Here is a 23,681-nt window from a genome sequence, read left to right on the forward strand (position 1 = left end):
ATGAGCGTTGCCCAGTTCAGCATCAAGCGCCCGGTCACCACCATCATGTTCTTCGTGTCGCTGGTGGTGATTGGCGCGATTGCCTCGTTGCGGTTGCCGCTGGAGGCGTTCCCCGATGTTTCGTTCCCGGTGATCTTCGTCAATCTGCCCTACCAGGGATCGACGCCCGAGGAAGTGGAACGCACGGTATTGCGGCCGACCGAAGAGGCCTTGGCCACGATGCCCGGGGTCAAGAACATGCAGGGTACCGCCAGTGCCGACGGTGCCAATGTGGTGCTGTTCTTTTCAGACTGGGAGCGCAATGTCTCGATTGCCGCGTCGGAGGCACGCGAGAAGATCGACGCCATCCGCGACCAGCTGCCGGATGAGATACGGCGGGTATTCGTCGGCAACTTCAGCTCAAGCGACCAGCCGGTGTTGCGTATCCGCCTGGCCAGCAACAGCACCAACCTGGCGAAATCCTATGAGCTGATCGACCGGGAGATGAAGCGAAGGCTGGAGCGCATCGCCGGCGTGGCCAAGGTCGAAGTGTCGGGCGCGACACCCAATGAGGTCGAGATCGCGTTGGATTCGGACCGGTTGGTCGCGCATGACATCAGCCTCAACACGCTGACCGAGCGGCTGCAATCGCTGAACTTTTCGGTATCCGCCGGCGAAATCACCGATGCCGGGCAGAAGCTGCGCGTGCAGCCGCTGGGTGAGATCACCGATCTGCAGCAGTTCCGCTCACTGGTCATCGACCAGAAGGGGACGCGACTGTCGGACATCGCCGAGATCCGGCTCAAACCAGCACGCATGCAGTTCGCCCGGCGTCTGGATGGCGTGCCGGCGGTCGGACTGGACGTATTCAAGGAACGCAGCGCCAACCTGGTCGAGGTAGCCAGGAGCACCTTGCAGGAAGTCGAGAATATCCAGAAAGAGCCGGCGCTGAAGGGTATCCAGGTCAAGATCATCGAGAACCAGGGCAAAAGCGTCACCAGCTCCCTGCTGGAACTGGCCGAGGCAGGCGCGATTGGCTTGCTGCTGTCGGTGATCGTGCTGTTCTTCTTCCTGCGCCACTGGGCGTCGACGCTGATGGTGTCATTGGCGATTCCGATCTGCTTCGTGATGACCCTGGGCTTCATGTATTTTGCCGGCGTCACTCTCAATATCCTGTCGATGATGGGTCTTCTGCTGGCGGTCGGCATGCTGGTCGACAACGCGGTGGTGGTGGTGGAAAGCATCTACCAGGAGCGCGAGCGCAACCCGGGCAATCCGCGACTGGCGTCGATACTGGGCACCAAGCACGTCGCCATTGCGCTATCGGCCGGCACCTTGTGCCATTGCATCGTGTTCATCCCCAACCTGTTTGGCGAGCGCAACGTGCTGGCGATCTATCTGTCGCAGATCGCGGTGACGATCTCGGTATCGTTGCTGGCGTCATGGCTGGTGGCCATCAGCCTGATTCCGATGCTGTCGGCGCGGCTGCGCACGCCTCCGGGCATCGACCGTGGCGATACCTTCATCCGCCGCCTGCAGACCCGCTACGCCAGATTGTTGCGCTGGACGCTGGAACACCGCGGTCTGAGCGTGATGGGCATTCTGCTGATCATCGCCTGCAGTATCTTCCCGGTCATGCATACCAAACAGAACATGTTTGGTGGCGGCAGTGGCAATGAAACCGGGATCAACTACCAGTGGAATGGCAGCTACAGCCTGGAACAGATGTCGGACGAAGTCCTGCGGGTGGAGGACTATCTGAACGCCAATCGCAAGCGCTTCCAGATCGCGCAGATCTATTCGTACTTCAGTGAGGAGGAAGGAGGCGCCGGTACCCGCGTGACCTTCAATGACAGCTACGAAGGCAGTACCAAAGAGCTGGAAGACGCGATCAGCAAGGACATGCCGAAATCGGCGCGTGCCCGCGTCACGGTCGGTTTCGGCGGTGGCGGCGGTGGCGGTGGTGCGCCAAAGACGGTGTCGGTGCGGCTGGTCGGTGATTCCACCCAGACGTTGAACGATCTGGCCAAGGACATCCTGCCCGGGCTTTCCAAGCGCAAGGAACTGCGCGACGTACACATCGATGTCGGCGATCGCGGCAGCGAGTTGCAGATACGGGTGGACCGGGCGCGCGCGGCCGCATTCGGTTTCAATTCGCAGGAAGTGTCCCAGTTTGTCGGCCTGGCCCTGCGTGGTGCGCAGCTGCGCGACTTCAGGCGAGGTGACACCGAGGTACCGGTCTGGGCGCGTTTTGAAGGAGCCGAGGAGTATTCGGAAAAAGACCTGCAATCGATGACCGTGCGCACCGCCGATGGCCGCAGTGTGCCGCTGTTGTCGATGGTCAATGTCAGTGTCGTGCCTGCGGCGACCCAGGTCAGTCGCATCAACCGGCAGACGGCACTGGAGATTGAAGCCACGCCTGACGGCAAGACCACCATGCCCGAGGCACGCAAGGCGATGGAGGACGCTTTGAAAGCGGTCTCCTATCCAGCCGGGTATGGTTACACCTTCGATTCGATCGAGTTCTTCGACGAAGCGGAGATGTTCTCGCAGATGATCTTCAACCTGATGATCGCGCTGGTGATGGTATACGTGGTGATGGCGGCGGTGTTCGAGTCGCTGCTGTTCCCGTCGGCGATCATGAGCGGCGTGCTGTTCTCGATATTCGGGGTGTTCTGGCTGTTCTGGCTGACCGGCACCGAGTTCAACATCATGGCGTTCATCGGCATTCTGGTGCTGATGGGAGTGGTGGTGAACAACGGCATCGTGATGATCGAACACATCAACAACCTGCGCCGGCGCGGCATGTCACGTACCGATGCGCTGGTGGAGGGCAGTCGTGAACGATTGCGGCCGATCATGATGACGATGGGTACGGCGATCCTGGCGATGGTGCCGATTGCACTTTCGACTGGTGGCGACAACGATGAGATCTCGTATTACCCGATGGCGCGCGCGATTGCCGGTGGACTGGCGTTCTCGACCGTAGTCAGCCTGCTGTTCCTGCCGACCATCTACGCCATGCTGGATGATCTGCGGGGCACCACCTCACGGCTGATAGCGCGGGCACGCGGCAAGCGTGGGCAGGGCGAAGCCATCGCTTCGGCCCGATCCATCGCCCGCTGAGCGCGGATCAAATGCCGGAAAGCAGAAAGGGCCGGATGATTCCGGCCCTTTCTTTTCACGCGCCACGCACTATTTCGTAATCAGCCGAACAGCTTGCCCAGCATGCGCAGGCCGCCGGTCCAGACGCCAATGGCCGTGCCGAGGCTGGTCAGGAAGAAGTTGAGCAGGATGCGCGCGACCCGATTGGTCCACCAGCCTTTCACGCTTTGCACGTCCTGGCGCAGAGCCATGAAGTCGGCATACGTCGGCTTGCGCAGGCTGGCTTCAACCAGCCCGCTGACCGTGCCGGAGGCGAGTGCCGGGTGCAATGGCGTCAACGGCGAGGAGATGAATGCCGCCAGGATGCTCAACGGATGGCCACCGGCCAGCGCACAGCCCAGCGCCCCCAGTCCACCGGTCGCGAGCACCCATTGCACGATGAGATCCGAGCCGACGTCGACACCGCCGCGATAGAAGCCCCAGGCAAAGCCACCGACCACGAATGCGGTCAGGGCGATGGTGAACCATGGCAGGCCGCGTTTCTCGGGGATGTATTCGAGATCGGCAAGCTGCCGGGCCGGGTCCGATATGTCTTCGCGCAGATGCCGGGCCAGGCCCTGCAGGTGGCCGGCGCCAACCACCGCCAGTACCTCGCGCGGGCCATCGCCGTGGCTGTCCCGCGCAACCTGGCGCAGGCGGGTCGCCATGTATTGATCGCGCTCGGCGATGATGGTTTCGTACAGTGCAGGGCTCTGCGCGGCGAATTCGCCAAAGCTGGATTCCAGCATATCGCCCTGCTTGAGCTTTTCGATTTCGTCGTCGGCGACTTCTTCGTCATCCAGCATCGCCATCATGATGCCGGCGCTGATCTTGGCACGACCCCACCAGCTCAGCCGCTTCAACGCGCGCTTGAAAGTCAGGCCGACCTCGCGATCGATCAGGTGCACCGGCAGGCCCATTGCCTGCGCATCCAGCGCGCCGGCCTTCAGTTCGGCGCCGGGTTCGACGTCCAGTTGCTCGGCCAGTCGGCGCTGATAGGCAGCCAATGCCAGGTTGGCGGCGAACAGATGGGTCTTGCCTTCGCGCAACACCTTGACGATATCCAGTTTGGCCAGCGCATCGGGATCGGTCAGCGACTGCATGCGGCCTGCATCCAGTTCCACCGCGACGCTGTCGTACTGGCCGCTGGCTACCGCGGCCTTGACCGCCTCGACACTGGCTTTGGAAACATGCGCGGTACCGAGGAGGGTGAAACGGACGCCGTCACGCTCGATGACCTCATGCGGTTGTTGCAGCCAGTCGACAGCAGGGGGTTGGGTAACGATGTCGGTCATCAGGGTTCCGGTAGCTAAAACGCGAGTCAATCAGACAATATTGGGCCGTGGCGCGGACATACAAGCCAGCATCGGCCATGCGGTGGATGGAGTCAGACCGGCGAGCCGTCGCCGTCGCCCAGCGGGCGTTGCATCTGCACCGTGTCCAGCCAGCGCCCGTGCTTGCGGCCCAGGCCCTTGAAGATGCCGACGGTGATAAAGCCGAGGCGCTCGTGCAGGGCCACCGAGGCGCCGTTGCCAGGTTCGCCGATGACCGCCACCATCTGCCGGTAACCCTTGGCGGTGCAGGCATCGATCAGGTGTTGCAGCAATGCCTTGCCGATGCCGCGGCCCTTGAACTGCGGCGCGATGTAGACCGTATCCTCGACCGTCCAGCGATAGCCGGCGCGGCTGCGGTAACTGCTGGCGTAGGCATAGCCGGCGAACTGGCCGGCCACCTCGGCGACCACGTAGGGATAACCGGCAGCGGTGATCTCGCGCAGGCGCTGTGCCATTTCCGCTTCATCGGGTACGTCGTATTCGTAGGTGGCGACGTGGTCGCGGACTTCGATGGCATAGAGTCCGGTGATGGCCGCCATGTCGGCCATCGTGGCGTCACGGATGATCAGGTCCAAGCGCAGGTCTCAGTCGATGTAGCGTTTCAGAAGGTCGCCATAAGCGTCGATGCGCCGGTCGCGCAGGAACGGCCAGATCCGGCGCACGTCTTCGCTGCGCGCCATGTCGATCTCGACGCTGAGGATTTCTGCTTCGCCACCGGCTTCGGCGAGGAACTCGCCCTGCGGTCCCAGCACGTGGCTGTTGCCCCAGAAGCGGATGCCGGAGGCGCCCATCGGTGAAGGTTCATGGCCGACGCGATTGCAGCTGAGTACCGGCAGGCCATTGGCCACGGCATGGCCACGGTGACTGAGGATCCACGCATCGCGCTGGCGGTTCTGCTCGGCCTGGTCATCGTCCGGGTCCCAGCCAATCGCGGTCGGGTACAGCAACAGGTCGGCGCCGGCCAGCGCCATCAGCCGTGCGGCTTCCGGATACCACTGGTCCCAGCACACCAGCACGCCCAGTCGGCCCACGGAAGTGTCGATGGGAGTGAAGCCGATGTCGCCGGGGGTGAAATAGAATTTTTCGTAGAAGCCCGGATCGTCCGGAATATGCATCTTGCGATACTTGCCGGCGATGCTGCCATCGGCCTCGAATACCACGGCGGTGTTGTGGTAAAGCCCCGCCGCGCGGCGCTCGAACAGCGAGCTGACCAGCACCACGCCATGCTGCCTGGCCAATGCCGACAGTCGCTGCGTGCTTGGCCCCGGTATCGGTTCGGCCAGATCGAATTCGGCGACGCTTTCATGCTGGCAGAAGTACTGGCCGTTATGCAGTTCCTGCAGCAGGACCAGTTTGGCGCCGCGTTTGGCTGCTTCGGCAACGCGCGATTCGATGATGCTCAGGTTGGCGTCGGCGTCACCGTGGTTGTTTTCCTGGATGAGGGCAACGGGCAGGGTGGTTTTGCGGCTCATGATCGTCGGCATTCGGGGCGTTAGCAGAGAATGCGCATGGTAACGCGGATCCTCGCGGCGACGGTTGGCAGAGGGTGAACGCAGGCGTCAACGCGGGATGGCCTGCTGGCGTTCGCGGCGCTGCTGGGCGCGTCCCAGCCAACCACCGGTCAATGCCCAGACCAGAGCGATGGCGCTGCCGATCAGCATCGCCAGTGCCGGATGTTCGGCGACTACATCCAGCAGCCGTTTGATCCAGCCGCTGAGCGCATCGGCGCCACGGTAGACGACCGTGTCGATGAAATTCTTGGCTTTGTATTTGGCTTCCGGGTCAACCACGGTGTACAGCATTTCGCGGCCCGGGCGGGCGAAGGCGTACTCACCGGCGCGGCGCGCCACCATCACCACCGCCAGCACCGCGAAGGTCGGGGCCAGTGCCAGCCAGAGGAAACCCAGCATCGCCACCAGCGGCACGCTGACCAGCAGCAGGCCAACGCCGAAACGACGTGCGACGCGGCCGGTGATGAACAACTGGGCCAGTATCGACAGACTTTGCACCACCGTGTCGATGGTGCCGAATACCTGCGTCTGGCGGGTGCGGTCAGGGAAGGTATCGGCAACCAGCCGCGCCTGCTCGAAATACAGGAACGTGGTCACGCTGGCCAGCAGTACCACGAACAACGCAATCCCCATCAGGTACGGCGAGCGCAGGACCGCGCTGGCGCCGGCAAACGGATTGCCGCCAAGCGGCCGCGATCGAGGCAGGCTGGCATCCTGCGGCAGCGGACAGCGGTCCCGCCAGTGCTGCAGCCAGATGGCCGCCGCTGCACTGCCAGCCAGCAGCAGCGCCGAAAGCAGCATCAGGCCGGCATGGCCAATCGGGGCGACCAGCAGCGTGCCCAGCAGCGGCCCGACCAGCCCACCCAGGCTGGCGCCGCCGGCCATCAATGCGAACAGGCGCCTGGCCTGCGAGGCGGCGAAAAGATCCGCCAGCACGCTCCATGCCAGCGATATCGACAGCAGGTTGAACACCGAGAGCCAGATGTAGAAGACGCGCGCCAGCCAGACATCGTCCGGTCGCTGCTGGAAGGCGACGACGAACAGCAGCAGATTGAAGACGAAGAAGCCGTAGGTCCACGGCAGGATCCGGCGTCGCGACACCTTGCCGGCCAGCCAGCCGAACAACGGCAGCGTTACCAGGGTGGCGACGAAGGTGCCGGTGAACAGCCATTGCAGTTGCTCCACGCCACCGGCAACTCCCATCGTCTCGCGTACCGGCCGCAGCATGAAGTAGCCGGCGAACAGCAGGAAGAACATCAACATGCCGGCCAGCACCGGGGCTGTCTCTCCGGCTTCCAGGTCGAACGTGCGCGCCAGCCATCCGGCGCGGTGCGGGGCAGGGGCCATGCCAGCCTCAGGCAAGCAGCGCAATCAACGACTGTCGCTGCGCCTGGGTCAAATCCGCCCCCAGTCCGGCCCGCAGGTTGTCGCGCTGGTGGCGTAGCTTGCTGGTTGCCGGTATCACCACGGTTACCGCGGGATGGCTGAGCGCGAACTTCAGCAGCGCCTGCGCCCAGGAGTCGATGCCGGCCTCGGCGGCCCAGCCGGGCAGCGGCATGTCCTTGACCCGGGCAAACACTTTGCCGTCGTCAAAGGCGCGATTGATGATCACGGCGATGCCAAGATCCTGTGCCAATGGCAGCACTTCGCGCTCGGCACCGCGGGCGCTGACCGAATAGTTGATCTGCACGAAGTCCGGCTTGTGTTCGCGCATGACCCGCGCCAGTTCCGGCTGCGCGCCTTCGACGTAATGGGTCATGCCAACATAGCGGGTTCTGCCTTGATCCTTGAGTTCGCGTGCCACCGCCAGCTGGGTGTTCAGATCGCCCAGGTTATGGACCTGCAACAGTGCTACCTGGTCGGTGCGCAAGTCGCGCAGGCTCTGCGCAAACTGGGCCAGGCCGGCTTCGCGGCCGTTGACGCCCGACAGTTTGGTGGCCAGCCACATCCGTGCGGTCAGTGCCTGCTCGGCCAGCAGCGCGCCCAGCACCGGCTCGGCACCGCCGTAGGTCGGTGCGGTGTCGATGACCGTCGCCCCGGCCGCCGCGAATGCCCGCAGCACGTCGCGCAATGGATCGCGTTCGGCGGCCGAATCGCCGACCTGGAAACTGCCTGAAGTCCCCATGCCAATGACCGGCAGGCGTTCACCGCTGGAGGGGATGACGCGGGTTTTCAGCTGGCCTGCCGGCTCGCTTGCGGCGTTGGACTGGGAAGGTCCCGGTCGGGTTTGGCCGGATTCGGCATGGGCGGCGTCACGGCAGGCCGCCAGGCCCAGACCGGCGGCGGCCAAGGCACTGGATGCCAGGAACTTGCGGCGAGTGACCACGGCAGACTCCCTATCGGAACACAGCTGCCGGTTATCGCCGATGCCGGCGTCGAAAGTGTGAATAAATTGTATTTTGAATCTGCTTTGTAGTCGTGTGGCCAAGTCGCCGGCAATCTATTGCCGGCACCGTCCTGCCGAGTTCAGGCCAGCAGGCCCTGCGGCAGCTGCATGGTGATGCAGTGCAGGCTGCCGTTCTGCCAGATCAGCGAGCGACAGGGCACCTGCACGATTTCGCGATCCGGGTAGGCCCGGGCCAGTACTGCGGCGGCGGCATCGTCGGCAGCATCGCCATAGGCCGGGATCAGCACTGCGCCATTGATGATCAGGTAGTTGGCGTAGGAGGCGGCAAGCCGGCGGCCTTCATCGATGACCGGCTTGGCCCATGGCAGCGGATACAAGGTGTATGGCTGGTCATCGCGGGTGCGCAGCGCGGCAATGTCGTCGGCCATGGCGGCGAGCTCGGCGTAATGCGCGTCCTGCGGATCGTCGCAGGCCTGGAACACGATCGCGTCGCCCGGGGCGAAGCGGGCCAGGGTGTCGATATGGGCGTCGGTGTCGTCGCCTTCCAGATAGCCATGGTCCAGCCACAGTACCCGGTCCTGCTTCAGCCACGCCGCCAGCCGCGTGCTCAGCTGCTCGCGACTGGCCTCGGGGTGACGTTCGTGCAGGCAACGCCAGGTGGTCAGCAAGGTACCCGCGCCATCGGTCTCAATTGCGCCGCCTTCCAGTGCGAAATCAATGGTTTGCGCGAAATAATTATGAAACAGCTTCATGCTGGACAATTCACCGACCAGGCGGTCGTCGCGGCTGGCCTCGAACTTGCCGCCCCAGCCGGTGAAGCGGAAATCCAGCAGCTTGAAGCGCGCTTCGCCGTCGCGACCGGCCAGGGTGATCGGGCCGGAGTCGCGCAGCCAGGTGTCGTCATATTCGACCGACGCGACAAACCGCACCCGCTGCATGTCGACCCGGTTGGAACGCAACCGCGCCTCGGCATAGATCTGCAGATCGTCATCGGCGGCGCAGATCACCACCGGCTGGAAACGGGTAATTGCCGCCACCAGCGCCACGTACGTGTCTTCCACCTCGGCCAGCCGGGGACCCCAGTCGGTATCGGCATGGGGCCAGGCAATCAGCACCGCGGATTGTGGTTCCCACTCGGCGGGAAAACGGAAAGCGTCAGTCATGGCTACTCGGCAGCGGTAAGGAGGATCAGCGGATCGGAGGTTTAGGACCGATTTCGTCGGCCCCTGCCTGGTTGACGACCACGTCGATGACGCGGTTCTTCTCAAAATAAACGGTGAAGCCCGGATACACCCAGCGGTTGATGGTCGGCCACTGCTGGCGCTGGCCGCCGCGTGGCTCCAGTCGTTGCTGTGGCTCGCCGAAACGGGCCTGGACATCGGCCGCGGTCTGGCCGCGGACGGGGGCTGGCTGGGCCGCCGTTTCCTTGACCCGGTCAACCAGCAGCGTTTCCGCGCTGGCAGCGGCCGAACAACCGAGCAGCGCTATTGCGACCCATTTCGTGCATGCGTTCATCACAACCCCCTTTGAGAAAGCGCTTGTTATAACAAAAGCGCCGGGAGGCCGGTGAGCACGCGGTCGGCAAAGCGCGCACCCGGTCGCTCGCTCTGGCCAGGGAAATCGCCGGGCCTGACCGTTGTTGACCGCCACGGATCAACAAAAAACCGCCTTTCGGCGGCTTTTCGCGTGTCCAGGACTGGTGGCGCTTATCAGCGCTGGCGAGCCTTGAAACGGGGGTTGGACTTGCAGATCACGAAGACCTTACCGCGGCGGCGGACCACCTTGCAGTCGCGGTGACGGGCCTTCGCCGACTTCAGGGAGGACAGGACCTTCATGACATAAACCTCGGCGTGACGTTAATTAAATAGGAGTGGAGCGCACTAAGCCCGCTATTGTAGCCGGGTTTTCCCAGCCATATCAAGTGGTTGTCAGGTGCGCCGGTGCATTTCGCCGGCCGGGGCTCGCGGAACGCGCTGGGCCAGACCGCGGCAGGCCGGCATAATGCCGTAAAAACACAGGATTCAAGATGAACGACAGCATCCCGGTTCTCACCATCGACGGGCCTTCCGGTGCCGGCAAAGGCACCATCAGCCGACTGGCGGCCAGCCGGCTGGGCTGGCATTACCTTGATTCCGGGGCGCTGTACCGGGCGGTGGGCGTGGCCGCCAGCTGGGCCGACCTGGATGTGTCCGACCCGGCGGCACTGGTCCGCTGCACCTTCGACACCGACATCGGTTTCCGTGAAACCGGGCAGGGGCTGCGGGTCATCGTCGACGGGGTCGACGCCACCGACGAACTGCGCCTGGAAACCACCGGCGCACTGGCCTCGGCGATTGCCGCCATCCCCGAGGTGCGCTCGGCGCTGAAGGAGCGGCAACGCGCGTTCCGGCAGGCGCCAGGGCTGGTGGCCGACGGCCGTGACATGGGCACGGTCATCTTCCCGGACGCCCCATTCAAGGTGTTCCTGACCGCCAGCGCCGAGGAACGCGCCGACAGGCGCTATAAGCAGTTGAAAGACAAAGGGGTTTCGGTCACAATAGACGGTCTGCTACGCGAGATTCTGGCTCGCGACGCCCGTGATGCCCAGCGCACGGTGGCGCCATTGCGGCCGGCACCCGATGCCGTCCTCATCGATTCCACCGGTCTGAGCATCGACCAGGTCGTCGCGCAGGTGTTGGCTTTATTGCCATCGCCTGCGGCCTGAACACCGTCGGTTTCCCGCCGGCAGACAGTCCCGCGACATCGCAATGGTGCGATGCCCGCGGTTTTTCTTCCATCAACCAACACACGGCGCTTCGGTGCCGAAGGGGTGGACAGGGGAGACGCCAACGCTGGCGTACACCTGTCCGTGTGTCCAACCGAGTAAATCAACAATGACCGAATCATTTGCAGAACTGTTTGAACAGAGCCAGACCCATCTGGCCAAGCTGAAGCCCGGCGCCATCGTCATCGGCACCGTTGTGGAAGTCCGCAACGATGTGGTGGTGATCAACGCCGGCCTGAAGTCCGAAGGCATCGTGCCGATCGAACAGTTCCGTAACGACGCCGGCGAAATCGACGTGGGCGTGGGCGACGAAGTGAAAGTCGCGCTCGACTCGCTCGAGAATGGCTTTGGCGAAACCGTCCTCTCGCGCGAGAAAGCCAAGCGCGCCATGGTGTGGGACGAGCTGGAAGAAGCCCTCGAGAAGAACGAAACCATCACCGGCCGCATCAGCGGCAAGGTCAAGGGTGGCTTCACCGTCGACATCAAGGACGTCCGCGCATTCCTGCCGGGCTCGCTGGTCGACGTGCGTCCGGTGCGCGACCCGGGCTACCTGGAAGGCAAGGAGCTGGAGTTCAAGCTCATCAAGCTGGATCGCAAGCGCAACAATGTCGTCGTCTCCCGCCGTGCGGTGGTCGAGAGCGAGCATTCGGAAGAGCGCGAACAGCTGATGGACAAGCTGCAGGAAGGCGTGGTGCTGAAGGGTGTGGTCAAGAACCTCACCGACTACGGCGCATTCGTGGATCTGGGCGGCATCGATGGCTTGCTGCACATCACCGACATGGCCTGGAAGCGCGTGCGCCATCCGTCCGAAGTGGTTGAAGTTGGCCAGGAACTGGATGTCCGCGTGCTCAAGTACGACCGCGAGCGCAACCGCGTCAGCCTCGGCCTGAAGCAGCTGGGCGAAGATCCATGGGACAACATCGCCCGTCGCTACCCGGCCAACAGCCGCGTGTTCGGCAAGGTCTCCAACGTCACCGATTACGGCGCGTTCGTCGAAATCGAACCCGGCGTCGAAGGCCTGGTCCACGTCTCCGAAATGGATTGGACCAACAAGAACGTCAACCCGTCCAAGGTCGTGCAGGTCGGTGACGATGTCGAAGTGATGGTGCTGGACGTGGATGAAGAACGTCGCCGCATCTCGCTGGGCATGAAGCAGGTTGCCGCCAATCCGTGGGAAACCTTCGCTGCCATCCACAAGAAGAACGACAAGGTGTCCGGCCAGATCAAGTCGATCACCGATTTCGGCATCTTCATCGGTCTGGACGGCGGCATCGACGGCCTGATCCACCTGTCCGACATCAGCTGGAACACCACCGGCGAAGACGTGGTCCGCAACTTCAAGAAGGGCGACACCCTGGAAGCCGTGGTCCTGGCCGTTGACCCGGAACGCGAACGCATCAGCCTGGGCGTCAAGCAGCTGGAGCAGGATCCGTTTGGCCAGTACATGGCCGCCAACCCGAAGGGTTCCAAGGTCGAGGGCGTGGTCAAGGAAGTGGACGCCAAGGGCGCGACCATTGAACTGGCCGACGGCGTCGAAGGCTACGTGATGGCCCGCGACGTTGCCGCCGAGCGCGTCGATGACGCCAGTCAGCACCTGAAGGTCGGCGACAAGATCGAAGCCAAGTTCATGGGCATGGACCGCAAGGGCCGTACCCTGCAGCTGTCGATCAAGGCCAAGGACGATGCCGAGATGCGTGAAGTGCTGGAGGAATACCAGTCGGCGTCCGGCGGTACCACCCAGTTGGGCGCGCTGCTGCGTGCACAGCTGGATGGTAACAAGTCCGAATAAGCCTGTTTGCAACATCTTCCCAGCCGGCCCGGGTTTCCCCGGGCCGGTCATGGGTGACCCCGACCGACTCCCTAGACGATGACCAAATCCGAACTCATCGAAATCCTGACCCGACGCCAGCCGCACCTGAAGGCTGAAGACGTGGACCTGGCGGTCAAGGCATTGCTGGAAATGATGGGTGGCGCACTGGCCCGGGGAGACCGCATCGAGGTCCGTGGCTTCGGCAGCTTTTCACTGCATTACCGGCCACCGCGCCTGGGACGCAATCCCAAGACCGGCGAGTCGGTGGCATTGCCGGCCAAGCACGTGCCGCATTTCAAACCCGGCAAGGAACTGCGCGAGCGCGTCAGCGACGTGACCCCAGTCGAAGAAAGCAACGAATAACTTTCCACTCACGGCGTTCGCGCCTGGGTGCGTCCGGTTCTGGGCTAAGCTATGCAGCAATCTGCAGGAGCCCGCATCATGAATTCTCTCCGCCTTGTCATTGCCCTGCTGGTGTTGGCAGTAGGCATCGTCATCGGCGTGCTCAACACGCAGCCGATTCAGCTCAACCTGCTGTTTTCCACCCTGCAGACATCCTCCGGGGTGGCCATCATCGTGTCGCTGCTGCTGGGGGTGATCATTGGTGGATTGCTGACGATGATCACGCTGGTGATGCCGATGTACGCCCGCCTGCGTAAGGCCACCCGGGCACCCGGCTACGCCGCCGGCTCGAAGCCGTCATCACCCCCCCCATCGCAACCAGGACACTGAAGCATGGAATTTCTCAACGAGTGGTTCTGGTTCTTCCTGTTCCTGCCACTGGCGGCGCTGAGTGGCTGGGTAATCGGCCGTCGCGGCGGCCAACGGCATGGCGACAACCAGGTCAGCCGGCTGTCATCGACCTATTTCCGCGGCCTCAACTATCTGCTCAACGAGCAGCCGGACAAGGCCATCGAACTGTTCCTGCATATTGCCGAGCTGGACAAGGAAACCTTCGAGACCCAGGTGGCGCTCGGTCATCTGTTCCGTCGCCGTGGCGAAGTCGACCGCGCCATCCGCCTGCACCAGGGGCTGGTGCAGCGCAATGACCTGAGCGACCAGCAGAAAGTCCAGGCGCTGTTGGCGCTGGGCGAGGACTACATGAAATCCGGTCTGCTCGACCGTGCCGAAACGGTGTTCAGCGACCTGGCCCAGATTGATCAGCGCGCACCACAGGCGCTCAAACATCTGATCGGCATCTACCAGGCCGAGCGCGACTGGGCCAAGGCGATCGACAATGCCAGCCGCTTCGAGGAAGTCACCGGCGAGCCGATGGGGAAGATGATCGCCCAGTTCGAATGCGAACTGGCCGAGCGTTACCGCACCGCCAACGACATCGCTGCCGCGCGCGCGGCACTGGCCAGGGCCTACCAGGCCGATGCCGGCTGCGTGCGTGCGGGCATCATCGAAGGGCGTATCGAGTCGGACGCCGGCCATCACGATGCGGCCATCCGCGCTTACGAGCGGGCCGCGCGCCACGATCCAGACTACCTGCCGGAAGTGCTGCCCAGCCTGCTCGCCAACTACGAGCTGGCAGGCGACCTGTCTGGCGCGCGTGCGTTCCTGTCGGAGATGTGCGAACACTACCGGGGCATCGCTCCGGTACTGGCGCTGACCAAACTGGTCGAAGGCCAGGATGGCATCGCCGCCGCCCGCGCCTATCTGGCCCGCCAGTTGAAGGATCGGCCATCGGTGCGCGGTGAAGCAGCCCTGATCGATCTGACCCTGGCCGAGGGCACCCAGGCCGAGGCGACGCTGCAGGATCTCAAGCACATTACTGATCAGCTGCTGGTGCGCAACCCCAGCTACCGTTGCACGCGTTGCGGATTTGGCGCGCGCACGCACCATTGGCAGTGCCCCAGCTGCAAGGAGTGGGGCACGGTCAAGCCGCTGCTCAATTACGCGGTCGTCTGATGCCGGCGACGATTGTCTGGCTGTTGCTGTGTTTCATCGCGACAGCCATCGGGACCTGGCTGTCGATACGCTACGCCCTGCATCGCCGCCTGCTGGACCAGCCCGGCGCGCGGCGCAGCCATCAGATCGCGACACCTCGTGGCGGTGGGATTGCCATCGTCGCGACGCTGCTGCTGGCCAGTCTGTTCCTGCTGTGGAGCGGAACCGGTCCAAGGACCACATTCGCAAGTTTCGCGCTTGGCCTGCTGCTGGTCGCGGGGGTGGGTTGGTGGGACGATCACCAGCCGCTGTCGCCGCGCCTGCGGTTGGCGGTGCAGGGTGCCGCGGCGGCATTGCTGGCGTGGGGGTTCCACGCCGATGGCGGATCATCCTGGCAGGCGCTGGTCGCGTTCAGCAGCGTGCTGGTGCTGGTCAATGTCTGGAATTTCATGGATGGCATCAATGGTCTGGCGGTCAGCCAGGCTGGCCTGGTGGCACTGGCGTTCGTCGGTTTCGCCCCGGATGGCTGGTCGTGGCTGGCGCTGGCACTGGTTGCGGCCTGCTGCGGATTCCTGCCATTCAACTTTCCCCACGCCCGGATTTTCCTTGGCGACGTGGGCAGCGGCGGGCTCGGATTCGTGCTGGCGGCGTTGCTGGCCAGTACCGCAGCGGCCGACCGGCTGGACTGGTGGCTGCTGTTCCTGCCGCTGGCAGCCTTTCTTGTAGACGCAGGCTTCACGCTGCTTTGCCGCATCCTGCGGGGGGTGAAATGGTGGGAGCCCCACGTGGAACATGCATACCAGCGGGCGGCGCAGGCCAATGGACACAGCCGGGTCACCCTTGGATATGGCGCGTTCACACTTTTAGGCTTAACGTTCACTTTACTATCGCGCTGGGCGATAATGCCCTACATCCCCTTGCTGGCCCTCGCGCTGCTGGGCGGCGGTGTATTCGGATGGCTGAGACTGCGTAAAGGAGTACGGTGCTTTGGAAAGGAGTAAGGGAATGATGTCCTGGCGTGATCGCATAGCCGGTAGCCTGCCCAAGATTCTGGTGGCCACGCACGACCTGTTCATGGTCTGGTTCTGCTGGCAGATGCTGCACCGCCTGCGTTATGCCATGCTGCCATCGCCACCTGATTTTCCGTTGTGGTCCAATGAGATAGCCATCGTACTGGCCGCGCAGGGTGTGATCTTCTGGTGGATGGGGCTGTACAAGGGTCTGTGGCGTTTCGCCAGCCTGCCTGACCTGTGGAACATCCTCAAAGCTGCCGTTCTGGGCCTGCTGGCAATCCTGGTGGGACTGGCTTTCTACAATCGCTTCGAATCGGTGCCGCGTGCGGTGCTGGCGTTCTATCCGTTCGCACTGGTCGGGTGCCTGGGCTTGCCGCGGATGAGCTATCGCGCGTGGAAGGACAGCCAGATGCACCAGCCACGGGAAGCGGCCTCGCGGATCGTTATCCTGGGTGCCGGCCGCGCCGGTGAATCGCTGGTGCGCGAACTCAAGCGCACCGGCATGTACAACCCGGTCGCGTTCCTCGACGATGCGCCGAATCTGCAGGGTTCCAGCCTGCAGGGCATTCCGGTGCTGGGTCGGCTGGACAATGCGGCCGCTGTGGCGCGCGAAACCGCGGCCAAGATGCTGGTCATCGCCATGCCGTCGCTGGATGCCTCGGCGATGCAGCGGGTGGTTGCGATCTGCGAAAGCACCGGCGTGCCGTTCCGTATGGTGCCGCGACTGATCAATTCACTGGAAGGGCACACCAGCGTTGGTGACCTCAAGGAAGTGGCGATCGAGGATCTGCTGGGACGCAAGTCGGTGACCCCCGACTGGAAACTCATCCGCGGCTGGTTGGGCGGCCGCACGGTCATGGTGACCGGCGCCGGTGGCTCGATCGGCTCGGAGTTGTGCCGACAATGTGCCCGCCACGGTGCCCAGCGCATCGCGCTGCTGGAAATTGACGAACTGGCGCTGATCACCATCCATGCGGATCTGCAACGGGCCTTCCCGGATCTGGAAATCCTGCCGGTGCTGGGCAATTGCGGCGACCCCGCGGTGGTGGCGCATGCGCTCAAAATCGCCGAGCCCGATGCCGTGTTCCACGCGGCGGCCTACAAGCAGGTGCCATTGCTGGAAAGGCATCTGCGCGAAGCGGTCGGCAACAACGTGCTGGCGACCGAAACCGTGGCCCGAGCCTGCCGTGATGCATCGGTGTCGACTTTCGTGTTGATTTCCACCGACAAGGCAGTGGATCCGGCCAACGTGCTGGGTGCGACCAAGCGCCTGGCTGAAATGGCCTGCCTGGCACTCGACCAGGGCATGGCCAGCACCCGCTTCGTCACCGTGCGCTTCGGCAATGTACTGGACTCGGCCGGCAGTGTGGTGCCGCTGTTCCGCGAGCAGATCCGCAAAGGTGGGCCGGTGACGGTGACCGATCCGGAAGTCACCCGTTACTTCATGACCATTCCCGAAGCCTGCCAGCTGATCCTGCAGGCAGGTTCCAGCGCCGCGCATGCATCAATCTATACCCTGGACATGGGCGAACCGGTGCCAATCCGGACCCTCGCCGAACAGATGATCCGCTTGGCGGGCAAGCAGCCCGGGCGCGACATCGCCATTGTCTATACCGGCCTGCGCCCCGGCGAGAAACTGCATGAGAACCTGTTCCATGCAGAGGAGAACTATCGGCCGACCTCACACTCCAAGATCATGGAAGCCGAGGCGCGCACGGTATCGCGCGAGTTCATCGAGCTGGCATTGCAGCGGCTGCGCAGGAGTCATGCCCAGTATGATCTGGTCGAATTGGAAGAGGTGTTGAAAGTGGCGGTGCCCGAATTCAGCCCCATTCATCAGGAGCACACAGGGGCATCGGATAACATCGTGGCCTTTCCCGCACGCGAATCCCGAATCCAACGATGAAGCAGCGCATCCGCAAGGCCGTCTTTCCCGTCGCAGGCCTGGGCACCCGATTCCTGCCCGCCACCAAAACCGTCCCCAAGGAGATGTTGCCGATCATTGACCGGCCATTGATCCAGTACGCCGTCGATGAAGCCATCGAGGCCGGTTGCGATACCCTGATCTTCATCACCAATCGCTACAAGCACGCGGTAGCGGACTACTTCGACAAAGCCTACGAGCTTGAACAGAAGCTGGAGAAAGCCGGCAAGACTGACCAGCTGGAAAAAATCCGCAACGTTCTGCCGCCCGGTGTGCGGGCGATTTTCGTGACCCAGGCCGAGGCGCTGGGACTCGGCCATGCCGTGCTGTGCGCCAAATCCATCGTCGGCAATGAGCCGTTTGCCGTGCTGCTGCCCGATGACCTGATCTGGAACCGTGGCGATGGCGCGCTCAAGCAGATGGCCGATGCCGCCGAGGCGACCGGCGCCAGCATGATTGCGGTGCAGGACGTACCGCGGGAACAGACCGGCAGTTACGGCATCGTCGCCACTGATGAATTTTCCGGTCGTTCCGGTCGCATCAATGCCATCGTCGAGAAGCCGGCACCGGCAGATGCGCCAAGTAATCTGGCGGTGGTTGGCCGTTACATCCTGAATCCGGGAATCTTCGACCTGCTTGAATCGACCACACCGGGATCGGGCGGTGAAATCCAGTTGACCGACGCCATTGCGGCGCTATTGGCCGACAATCCGGTGCATGCGTACCGCTTCAAGGGTACCCGGTTCGATTGCGGTACCCATATCGGTCTGATCGAAGCCACCATCCGTTATGCGCTGGACCACGAGAAGCTCAGCGATGCCGCCCGCGACATGATGCAGAATGCCTTGAGCGAGCTCGGAGTCATCGATCTGAATTGAGATCGGCCCGGCAATCTGGCCGCTCGCCGCTGATGAAGTCAGATGAGCAGTGGCGCGATGAACCGGCCGTGGCCGGCTCAACCAAAAACAATGGCGCCGGTAGGCGCCATCGTCGTAGTAGGGCTCGTCGGCTTACGCTTTACAGCGCTTCGAAGATACCGGCTGCACCCATGCCGGTGCCGATGCACATGGTAACCATGCCGTATTTCTGCTGGCGACGGCGCATGCCGTGCAGGATGGTCGCGGTGCGAATCGCACCCGTAGCGCCCAACGGGTGGCCCAGCGCGATGGCGCCGCCCAGCGGGTTGACCTTGGCCGGGTCCAGTTGCGAATCGTGGATGACCGCCAGCGCCTGCGCGGCAAATGCCTCGTTGAGCTCAATCCAGTCCAGCTGATCCTTGCTCAGGCCGGCCTGCTTGAGTGCCTTCGGGATGGCCGCGATCGGACCAATGCCCATCACTTCCGGGCGCACGCCGGCGACCGAGAAGCTGACGAAGCGGGCAATAGGGGTCAAGCCGTAGTCCTTGACCGCCTGTCCCGAAGCCAGCAACACCGCACCGGCACCGTCGCTCATCTGCGAGCTGTTGCCGGCGGTGACGCTGCCGCCAAACTGGCCATTGCGGAACACCGGCCGCAGCTTGGCCAGGCCTTCCATGCTCGAGTCCGGACGCGGGCCTTCATCGTTCTCAGCCAGGAATTTTTTCAGCTTGACGCTGTCATTGGCCAGGTCGGGCACATGCGAAACAATCTCGTACGGGGTGATTTCGTCCCTGAATTCGCCGGCCTGCATTGCCGCGATTGCTTTCTGGTGCGAGGCCAAGGCGAAGGCATCCTGCTGCTCGCGTGAGATCTTCCATTCGCTGGCAACTTTCTCGGCGGTGATGCCCATGCCGTAGGCGATGGCGACATTCTCGTCGCGTTCGAACACGCTGGGTGCCAACGCAATCTTGTTGCCCATCATCGGCACCATCGACATCGATTCGGTACCGCCGGCCAGCATCAGGTCCGAATTGCCGAGGCGGATTTCGTTGGCGGCCAGGGCCACGGCCTGCAGGCCGGAGGAACAGAAGCGGTTGATGGTCTGTGCGGCGATGGTGTTGGGCAGGCCGGCCAGCAGCACGCCGATGCGCGCCACGTTCATGCCTTGCTCGGCTTCGGGCATGGCGCAGCCGATGATTGCATCGTCGATGCGGTTGACGTCCACGCCCGGTGCCTGGGCGATCACCGCCTTCAACACATGCGCCAGCATGTCATCGGGGCGGGTGTTGCGGAACATGCCCTTGGGCGCCTTGCCAACCGGGGTCCGGGTGGCGGCGACGATATAGGCTTCCTGTACTTGCTTGCTCATTTTGATTCCTCGGAAAGGGGGCGCGACGCCGGCATGAAAACCGGCGCCTGGTCGATTAGTTGCGCAGTGGCTTGCCCGTTTTCAGCATGTGGGCGATACGCGCCTGGGTCTTTTCCTGCTGCGCCAACTCGACAAAATGCCTGCGCTCGAGCTTCAACAGCCATTCTTCGTCGACCACCGAGTTGCGATCCACCTCGCCGCCGCAGACCACGGTGGCGATGCGGGTGGCGATTTCGTAGTCGTAGGGGCTGATGAAGGCGCCTTCCAGCATATTGACCAGCATCATCTTGAAGGTCGCGATGCCAACGTCGCCGGCGACCCGGATCTGCCGCGCCGGCATCGGCGGGCGGTAGCCGCTTTCGGCCATCGCCAGCACCTGCTGCTTGGCCACGTACAGCTGTTCGAAGGCATTGAACACCACCAGATCGGTGTCGCGCAGCAGGCCCAGCTCCTTGGCCTCGACGGCGGAGGCAGACACCTTGGCCATCGCCACGGTCTCGAAGCTGCGCTTGAGTTCGCTGAAGATGTCGCCGCTGGCACCTGCTGCCTGCGACGCGCGCACCGCGATTTCCTTCAAGCCGCCACCAGCCGGCAACAGACCGACGCCGGCTTCGACCAGGCCGATGTAGCTTTCCAGCCCGGCCACGGTGCGGCTGCTGTGCATCTGGAATTCGCAACCACCGCCCAATGCCAGGCCACGCACCGCGGCCACCACCGGCACCAGCGAATACTTGATGCGCTGGCTGGTGGCCTGGAAATTGGCCACCATCGCTTCGAACTCGGCAATCTTGCCGGCCTGCAACGCGGCCAGGGCGCCGGCCAGATCGGCACCGGCGGAGAACGGCTCCTTCGGCTGCCAGATCACCAGACCCTTGAACTTCTGCTCGGCGATCGATACCGCTTCCTGCAGGCCATCGAGTACGGCGTCGGAGACGGTATTCATCTTGGTTTTGAAGCTGACCACGGCCACGCCATCACCGTCGGTCCACAGTCGCACGCCGTCGTTTTCATAGACCGTTTCGCCTTGGGCGAAGCTCTCACCCAGCAGCGCGTCGGGGAAGCGCTGGCGCTGGTAGACCGGCAGCGAGGAACGCGGCAGCTTGGCATTCTTGGCCGGGCTGTAACTTCCTTCGGCAGCGTGCACGCCTTCGCGGCCATCGAAGACCCAATCGGGCAGGGGAGCGCTGCTCATGCTCTTGCCGGCGACGATGTCATCGGCAATCCACTGCGCGACCTGCTTCCAGCCAGCGGCCTGCCAGGTTTCGAACGGACCCAACGACCAGCCGTAGCCCCATCGGATCGCCAGATCGACGTCGCGCGCGGTTTCGGCGATGTCGGACAGGTGATAGGCGCTGTAATGGAAAAGATCGCGGAAGACCGCCCACAGGAACTGTGCCTGCGGGTGTTCGCTGGCACGCAGCTGGGCGAATTTTTCCACCGGGTTGCGGTTCTTCAGGATCTCGATCACTTCCGGCGCCGCGCCGCGGTCGGCCGGACGGTAATCCTGCTTGTCCAGGTCCAGCACCATGATGTCCTTGCCGACCTTGCGGAACACGCCGGCACCGCTCTTCTGCCCCAGCGCGCCCTTGGCAATCAGAGCCTCCAGCCACTTCGGCGACTTGAAATACGGATGCCAGGGGTCGTCCGGCAGGGTGTCGGCCATGGTCTTGATGACGTGGGCCATGGTGTCCAGGCCAACCACATCCGAAGTCCGATACGTGGCCGACTTCGGCCGCCCGACCAGCGGACCGGTCAACGCATCGACTTCATCGAAGCCCAGGCCCGATTCGGCGGTGTGGTGGGCGGTGGCGAGGATCGAGAACACGCCGATCCGGTTGCCGATGAAATTGGGGGTGTCGCGGGCGTACACCACGCCCTTGCCCAGGGTGGTGGTGAGGAAAGTTTCCAGCCCTTCCAGCACGGCGCTGTCGGTGGTCTTGGCCGGGATCAGTTCGGCCAGGTGCATGTAGCGCGGCGGATTGAAGAAGTGGACGCCGCAGAAGCGGTGGCGCAATTGCTCCGGCAACACTTCAGCCAGCTTGTTGATGCCCAGGCCCGAGGTGTTGGACGCCAGTACCGCATGGTCGGCCACGGCGGGGGCAATCTTCTTGTATAGATCCTGCTTCCAGTCCATCCGTTCGGCGATGGCCTCGATGATCAGGTCGCAATCCTTCAGCTTGTCCAGGCCGGTCTCGTAGTTGGCCGGGATGATTGCCGCGGCGTAGGACTTGCTGGCCAGCGGGGCAGGGCTCAGCTTGGCCAGGTTGGCGATCGCCTTCAGTACCACGCCGTCCGGATTGCCTTCTTTGGCGGGCAGGTCGAACAGCACGGTTTCAACGCCTGCGTTGGTCAGATGCGCGGCAATCTGCGCGCCCATGACGCCGGCGCCAAGCACCGCCGCCTTACGCACCATTAACGTATTGGACATGTCGTAAATCCTTGTTTTCAGGGGTTATTCTTTTGGCTTGCACGCAAGCCGGCCTCGGCAAAACGGATCAGCTCGTGGGCGGCATGCTCACGGTGGACGGACTCGCTGACATGGGCGGGGCGCTTGATGACGCCAAAGTCGGCCATGGCATAGGTCAGCGCACCGGAGACGAAATCCAGGCGCCAGTACAGCTCTTCCTTGCTCAGTTCAGGTACGCACTGGGCAATCGCACGACCAAACTCGCGCATCACGTGACCGTAGTGGTCGGACAGGAACTTGCGCAGGCCGTCGTTCTTCTCGGCGTAGGCGCGGGCAATCACCCGGACAAAGGCGCCGCCGCCGTGGCGGTTCTGGGCCAGTGCCAGGGCAGGGCGGACGAAGGCCGCCAGAATCGGGGTCAGTTCGCCGGGATGCTGGGCCAGCGCCGCCTGCAGCTGCTGCAGGCGATTGGCGGTCATATCGTCCATACGCCGGCGGAACACCTCGTTGATCAGGTTTTCCTTGGAACCGAAGTGGTAGTTGACCGCGGCGATGTTGACATCGGCATGGGTCGTGACCTGGCGCAGGGAGGTGCCGGCAAAGCCGTATTGGGCGAACAACTCCTCGGCCGCGCCGAGGATGCGGTCCTTGGTGGAAAACTGCATGGCATGGCCCATCGCGGAATCTCTTAATCAAACGCTTGTTTGATTCTGCTTGTTTCCGTCCCGGCCGTCAATGCTGCCATGCAGCATGGCTTCAGCGGCGGCGCTATTTTCCCGCCTGGCTTTACGTTAGAATCGCACTACGCAATTCAGTCTAAGCCCGCGTTTCGACGCGGGTTTTTCATGTTAAACTCGGGCCTTAGTGGCTCGCCCAACGGAGAAATCCCCATGGCGCTGGAGCGCACCCTGTCGATCATCAAGCCCGATGCTGTTGCCAAGAACGTCATCGGCGAAATCTATTCCCGTTTCGAAAAAGCTGGCCTGAAGATCGTCGCCAGCAAGATGAAGCACCTGTCGCGCCGCGAAGCGGAAGGCTTCTATGCCGTGCATCGCGAGCGTCCGTTCTTCAATGCGCTGGTGGACTTCATGATCTCCGGCCCGGTGGTCATCCAGGTGCTGGAAGGTGAAAACGCCATCCTCAAGCACCGTGAGCTGATGGGTGCCACCAATCCCAAGGAAGCCGCCGCCGGTACCATCCGTGCCGACTTTGCCGACAGCATCGATGCCAATGCGGTGCACGGTTCGGATGCCGCTGATACCGCTGCGCAGGAAATCGCTTATTTCTTCGCCAGCACCGAAGTCTTCTCGCGCTAATCCGAGGTTGTCC

The 23,681-nt window shown here is 63.2% G+C and carries 21 protein-coding genes; 10 read left to right on the forward strand and 11 right to left on the reverse strand.

All coding sequences use genetic code 11. The features are described from left to right. Positions 1–3,105, forward strand: a complete 3,105-nt coding sequence (locus ABB29_RS04665; RefSeq protein ID WP_057657440.1) for an efflux RND transporter permease subunit — start codon at positions 1–3, stop codon at positions 3,103–3,105. Between the two features lie 80 nt (positions 3,106–3,185). Here the strand turns inward: ABB29_RS04665 and ABB29_RS04670 are convergent, their stop codons facing one another. From ABB29_RS04670 to ykgO, 8 genes are all read right to left on the reverse strand, one after another. After that, a complete protein-coding gene (locus tag ABB29_RS04670; RefSeq protein ID WP_057657441.1) occupies positions 3,186–4,418 on the reverse strand; it encodes a TraB/GumN family protein in 1,233 nt (410 codons plus the stop codon). 92 nt (positions 4,419–4,510) lie between these two features. Beyond that, positions 4,511–5,032, reverse strand: coding sequence for a GNAT family N-acetyltransferase (locus ABB29_RS04675; protein WP_057657442.1), 522 nt, complete (start codon positions 5,030–5,032; stop codon positions 4,511–4,513). Between the two features lie 9 nt (positions 5,033–5,041). Beyond that, a complete protein-coding gene (locus ABB29_RS04680) occupies positions 5,042–5,929 on the reverse strand; it encodes a carbon-nitrogen hydrolase (RefSeq protein WP_057657443.1) in 888 nt (295 codons plus the stop codon). A gap of 87 nt (positions 5,930–6,016) precedes the next feature. After that, positions 6,017–7,315 (reverse strand): NTP/NDP exchange transporter, encoded by a 1,299-nt coding sequence (locus tag ABB29_RS04685; RefSeq protein ID WP_057657444.1) that lies wholly within the window; start codon positions 7,313–7,315, stop codon positions 6,017–6,019. A 7-nt stretch (positions 7,316–7,322) separates the two neighbouring features. After that, positions 7,323–8,294, reverse strand: a complete 972-nt coding sequence (locus tag ABB29_RS04690) for an aldo/keto reductase (RefSeq protein ID WP_057657445.1) — start codon at positions 8,292–8,294, stop codon at positions 7,323–7,325. Between the two features lie 140 nt (positions 8,295–8,434). Next, positions 8,435–9,478 carry an agmatine deiminase family protein gene (locus ABB29_RS04695; protein WP_057657446.1) on the reverse strand — a complete coding sequence of 348 codons (1,044 nt, stop codon included), beginning with the start codon at positions 9,476–9,478 and terminating at the stop codon, positions 8,435–8,437. Positions 9,479–9,503: 25 nt separating this feature from the next. After that, positions 9,504–9,830 carry a hypothetical protein gene (locus ABB29_RS04700; protein WP_057657447.1) on the reverse strand — a complete coding sequence of 109 codons (327 nt, stop codon included), beginning with the start codon at positions 9,828–9,830 and terminating at the stop codon, positions 9,504–9,506. A 194-nt stretch (positions 9,831–10,024) separates the two neighbouring features. Continuing rightward, a complete protein-coding gene (gene ykgO, locus ABB29_RS04705; protein ID WP_010342887.1) occupies positions 10,025–10,150 on the reverse strand; it encodes a type B 50S ribosomal protein L36 in 126 nt (41 codons plus the stop codon). A 191-nt stretch (positions 10,151–10,341) separates the two neighbouring features. Here ykgO and cmk point away from each other — a divergent pair, with 191 nt between their 5' ends. The 8 genes from cmk (at position 10,342) to galU (ending at position 18,597) form a co-directional block, all read left to right on the forward strand. After that, complete coding sequence (gene cmk / locus ABB29_RS04710; RefSeq protein ID WP_057657448.1) at positions 10,342–11,019, forward strand: (d)CMP kinase; 678 nt, start codon at positions 10,342–10,344, stop codon at positions 11,017–11,019. Between the two features lie 169 nt (positions 11,020–11,188). Beyond that, on the forward strand, positions 11,189–12,868 hold the full coding sequence (gene rpsA / locus ABB29_RS04715; RefSeq protein ID WP_057657449.1) for a 30S ribosomal protein S1: 1,680 nt from the start codon (positions 11,189–11,191) through the stop codon (positions 12,866–12,868). Positions 12,869–12,946: 78 nt separating this feature from the next. Further along, entirely contained in the window at positions 12,947–13,252 is a 306-nt protein-coding gene (locus ABB29_RS04720; protein ID WP_057657450.1) for an integration host factor subunit beta, read from the forward strand. 78 nt (positions 13,253–13,330) lie between these two features. Next, positions 13,331–13,621: a LapA family protein gene (locus tag ABB29_RS04725; RefSeq protein WP_057657451.1), complete on the forward strand. Its 291-nt coding sequence runs from the start codon at positions 13,331–13,333 to the stop codon at positions 13,619–13,621. A 3-nt stretch (positions 13,622–13,624) separates the two neighbouring features. Further along, the gene (gene lapB / locus ABB29_RS04730) at positions 13,625–14,803 is read left to right on the forward strand and encodes a lipopolysaccharide assembly protein LapB (protein ID WP_057657452.1); all 1,179 of its coding nucleotides are present in this window, start codon (positions 13,625–13,627) and stop codon (positions 14,801–14,803) included. After that, positions 14,803–15,783: an MraY family glycosyltransferase gene (locus ABB29_RS04735; protein ID WP_157062492.1), complete on the forward strand. Its 981-nt coding sequence runs from the start codon at positions 14,803–14,805 to the stop codon at positions 15,781–15,783. The genes lapB and ABB29_RS04735 overlap by 1 nt, the downstream gene beginning before the upstream one ends. Before the next feature lie 4 nt (positions 15,784–15,787). Further along, a complete protein-coding gene (locus ABB29_RS04740) occupies positions 15,788–17,701 on the forward strand; it encodes a nucleoside-diphosphate sugar epimerase/dehydratase (protein ID WP_057657453.1) in 1,914 nt (637 codons plus the stop codon). After that, positions 17,698–18,597 (forward strand): UTP--glucose-1-phosphate uridylyltransferase GalU, encoded by a 900-nt coding sequence (galU, locus tag ABB29_RS04745; RefSeq protein WP_057657454.1) that lies wholly within the window; start codon positions 17,698–17,700, stop codon positions 18,595–18,597. The genes ABB29_RS04740 and galU overlap by 4 nt, the downstream gene beginning before the upstream one ends. Positions 18,598–18,736: 139 nt before the next feature. On the opposite strand, the gene ABB29_RS04750 is transcribed toward galU, so the two are convergent. The 3 genes from ABB29_RS04750 to ABB29_RS04760 are packed head-to-tail and all read right to left on the reverse strand — an operon-like array spanning position 18,737 to position 23,017. Next, positions 18,737–19,945 (reverse strand): acetyl-CoA C-acyltransferase, encoded by a 1,209-nt coding sequence (locus tag ABB29_RS04750; protein ID WP_057657455.1) that lies wholly within the window; start codon positions 19,943–19,945, stop codon positions 18,737–18,739. Between the two features lie 55 nt (positions 19,946–20,000). Continuing rightward, complete coding sequence (locus ABB29_RS04755) at positions 20,001–22,373, reverse strand: 3-hydroxyacyl-CoA dehydrogenase/enoyl-CoA hydratase family protein (protein WP_057657456.1); 2,373 nt, start codon at positions 22,371–22,373, stop codon at positions 20,001–20,003. A gap of 17 nt (positions 22,374–22,390) precedes the next feature. Beyond that, a complete protein-coding gene (locus ABB29_RS04760; RefSeq protein WP_245622527.1) occupies positions 22,391–23,017 on the reverse strand; it encodes a TetR/AcrR family transcriptional regulator in 627 nt (208 codons plus the stop codon). Positions 23,018–23,242: 225 nt separating this feature from the next. Between ABB29_RS04760 and ndk the strand changes: the two genes are divergently transcribed. Then, the gene (ndk, locus tag ABB29_RS04765; RefSeq protein ID WP_057657458.1) at positions 23,243–23,668 is read left to right on the forward strand and encodes a nucleoside-diphosphate kinase; all 426 of its coding nucleotides are present in this window, start codon (positions 23,243–23,245) and stop codon (positions 23,666–23,668) included. Positions 23,669–23,681 lie beyond the last annotated feature (13 nt).

It is taken from the genome of Pseudoxanthomonas dokdonensis, assembly GCF_001431405.1.
GTDB classification, from domain to species: domain Bacteria; phylum Pseudomonadota; class Gammaproteobacteria; order Xanthomonadales; family Xanthomonadaceae; genus Pseudoxanthomonas_A; species Pseudoxanthomonas_A dokdonensis.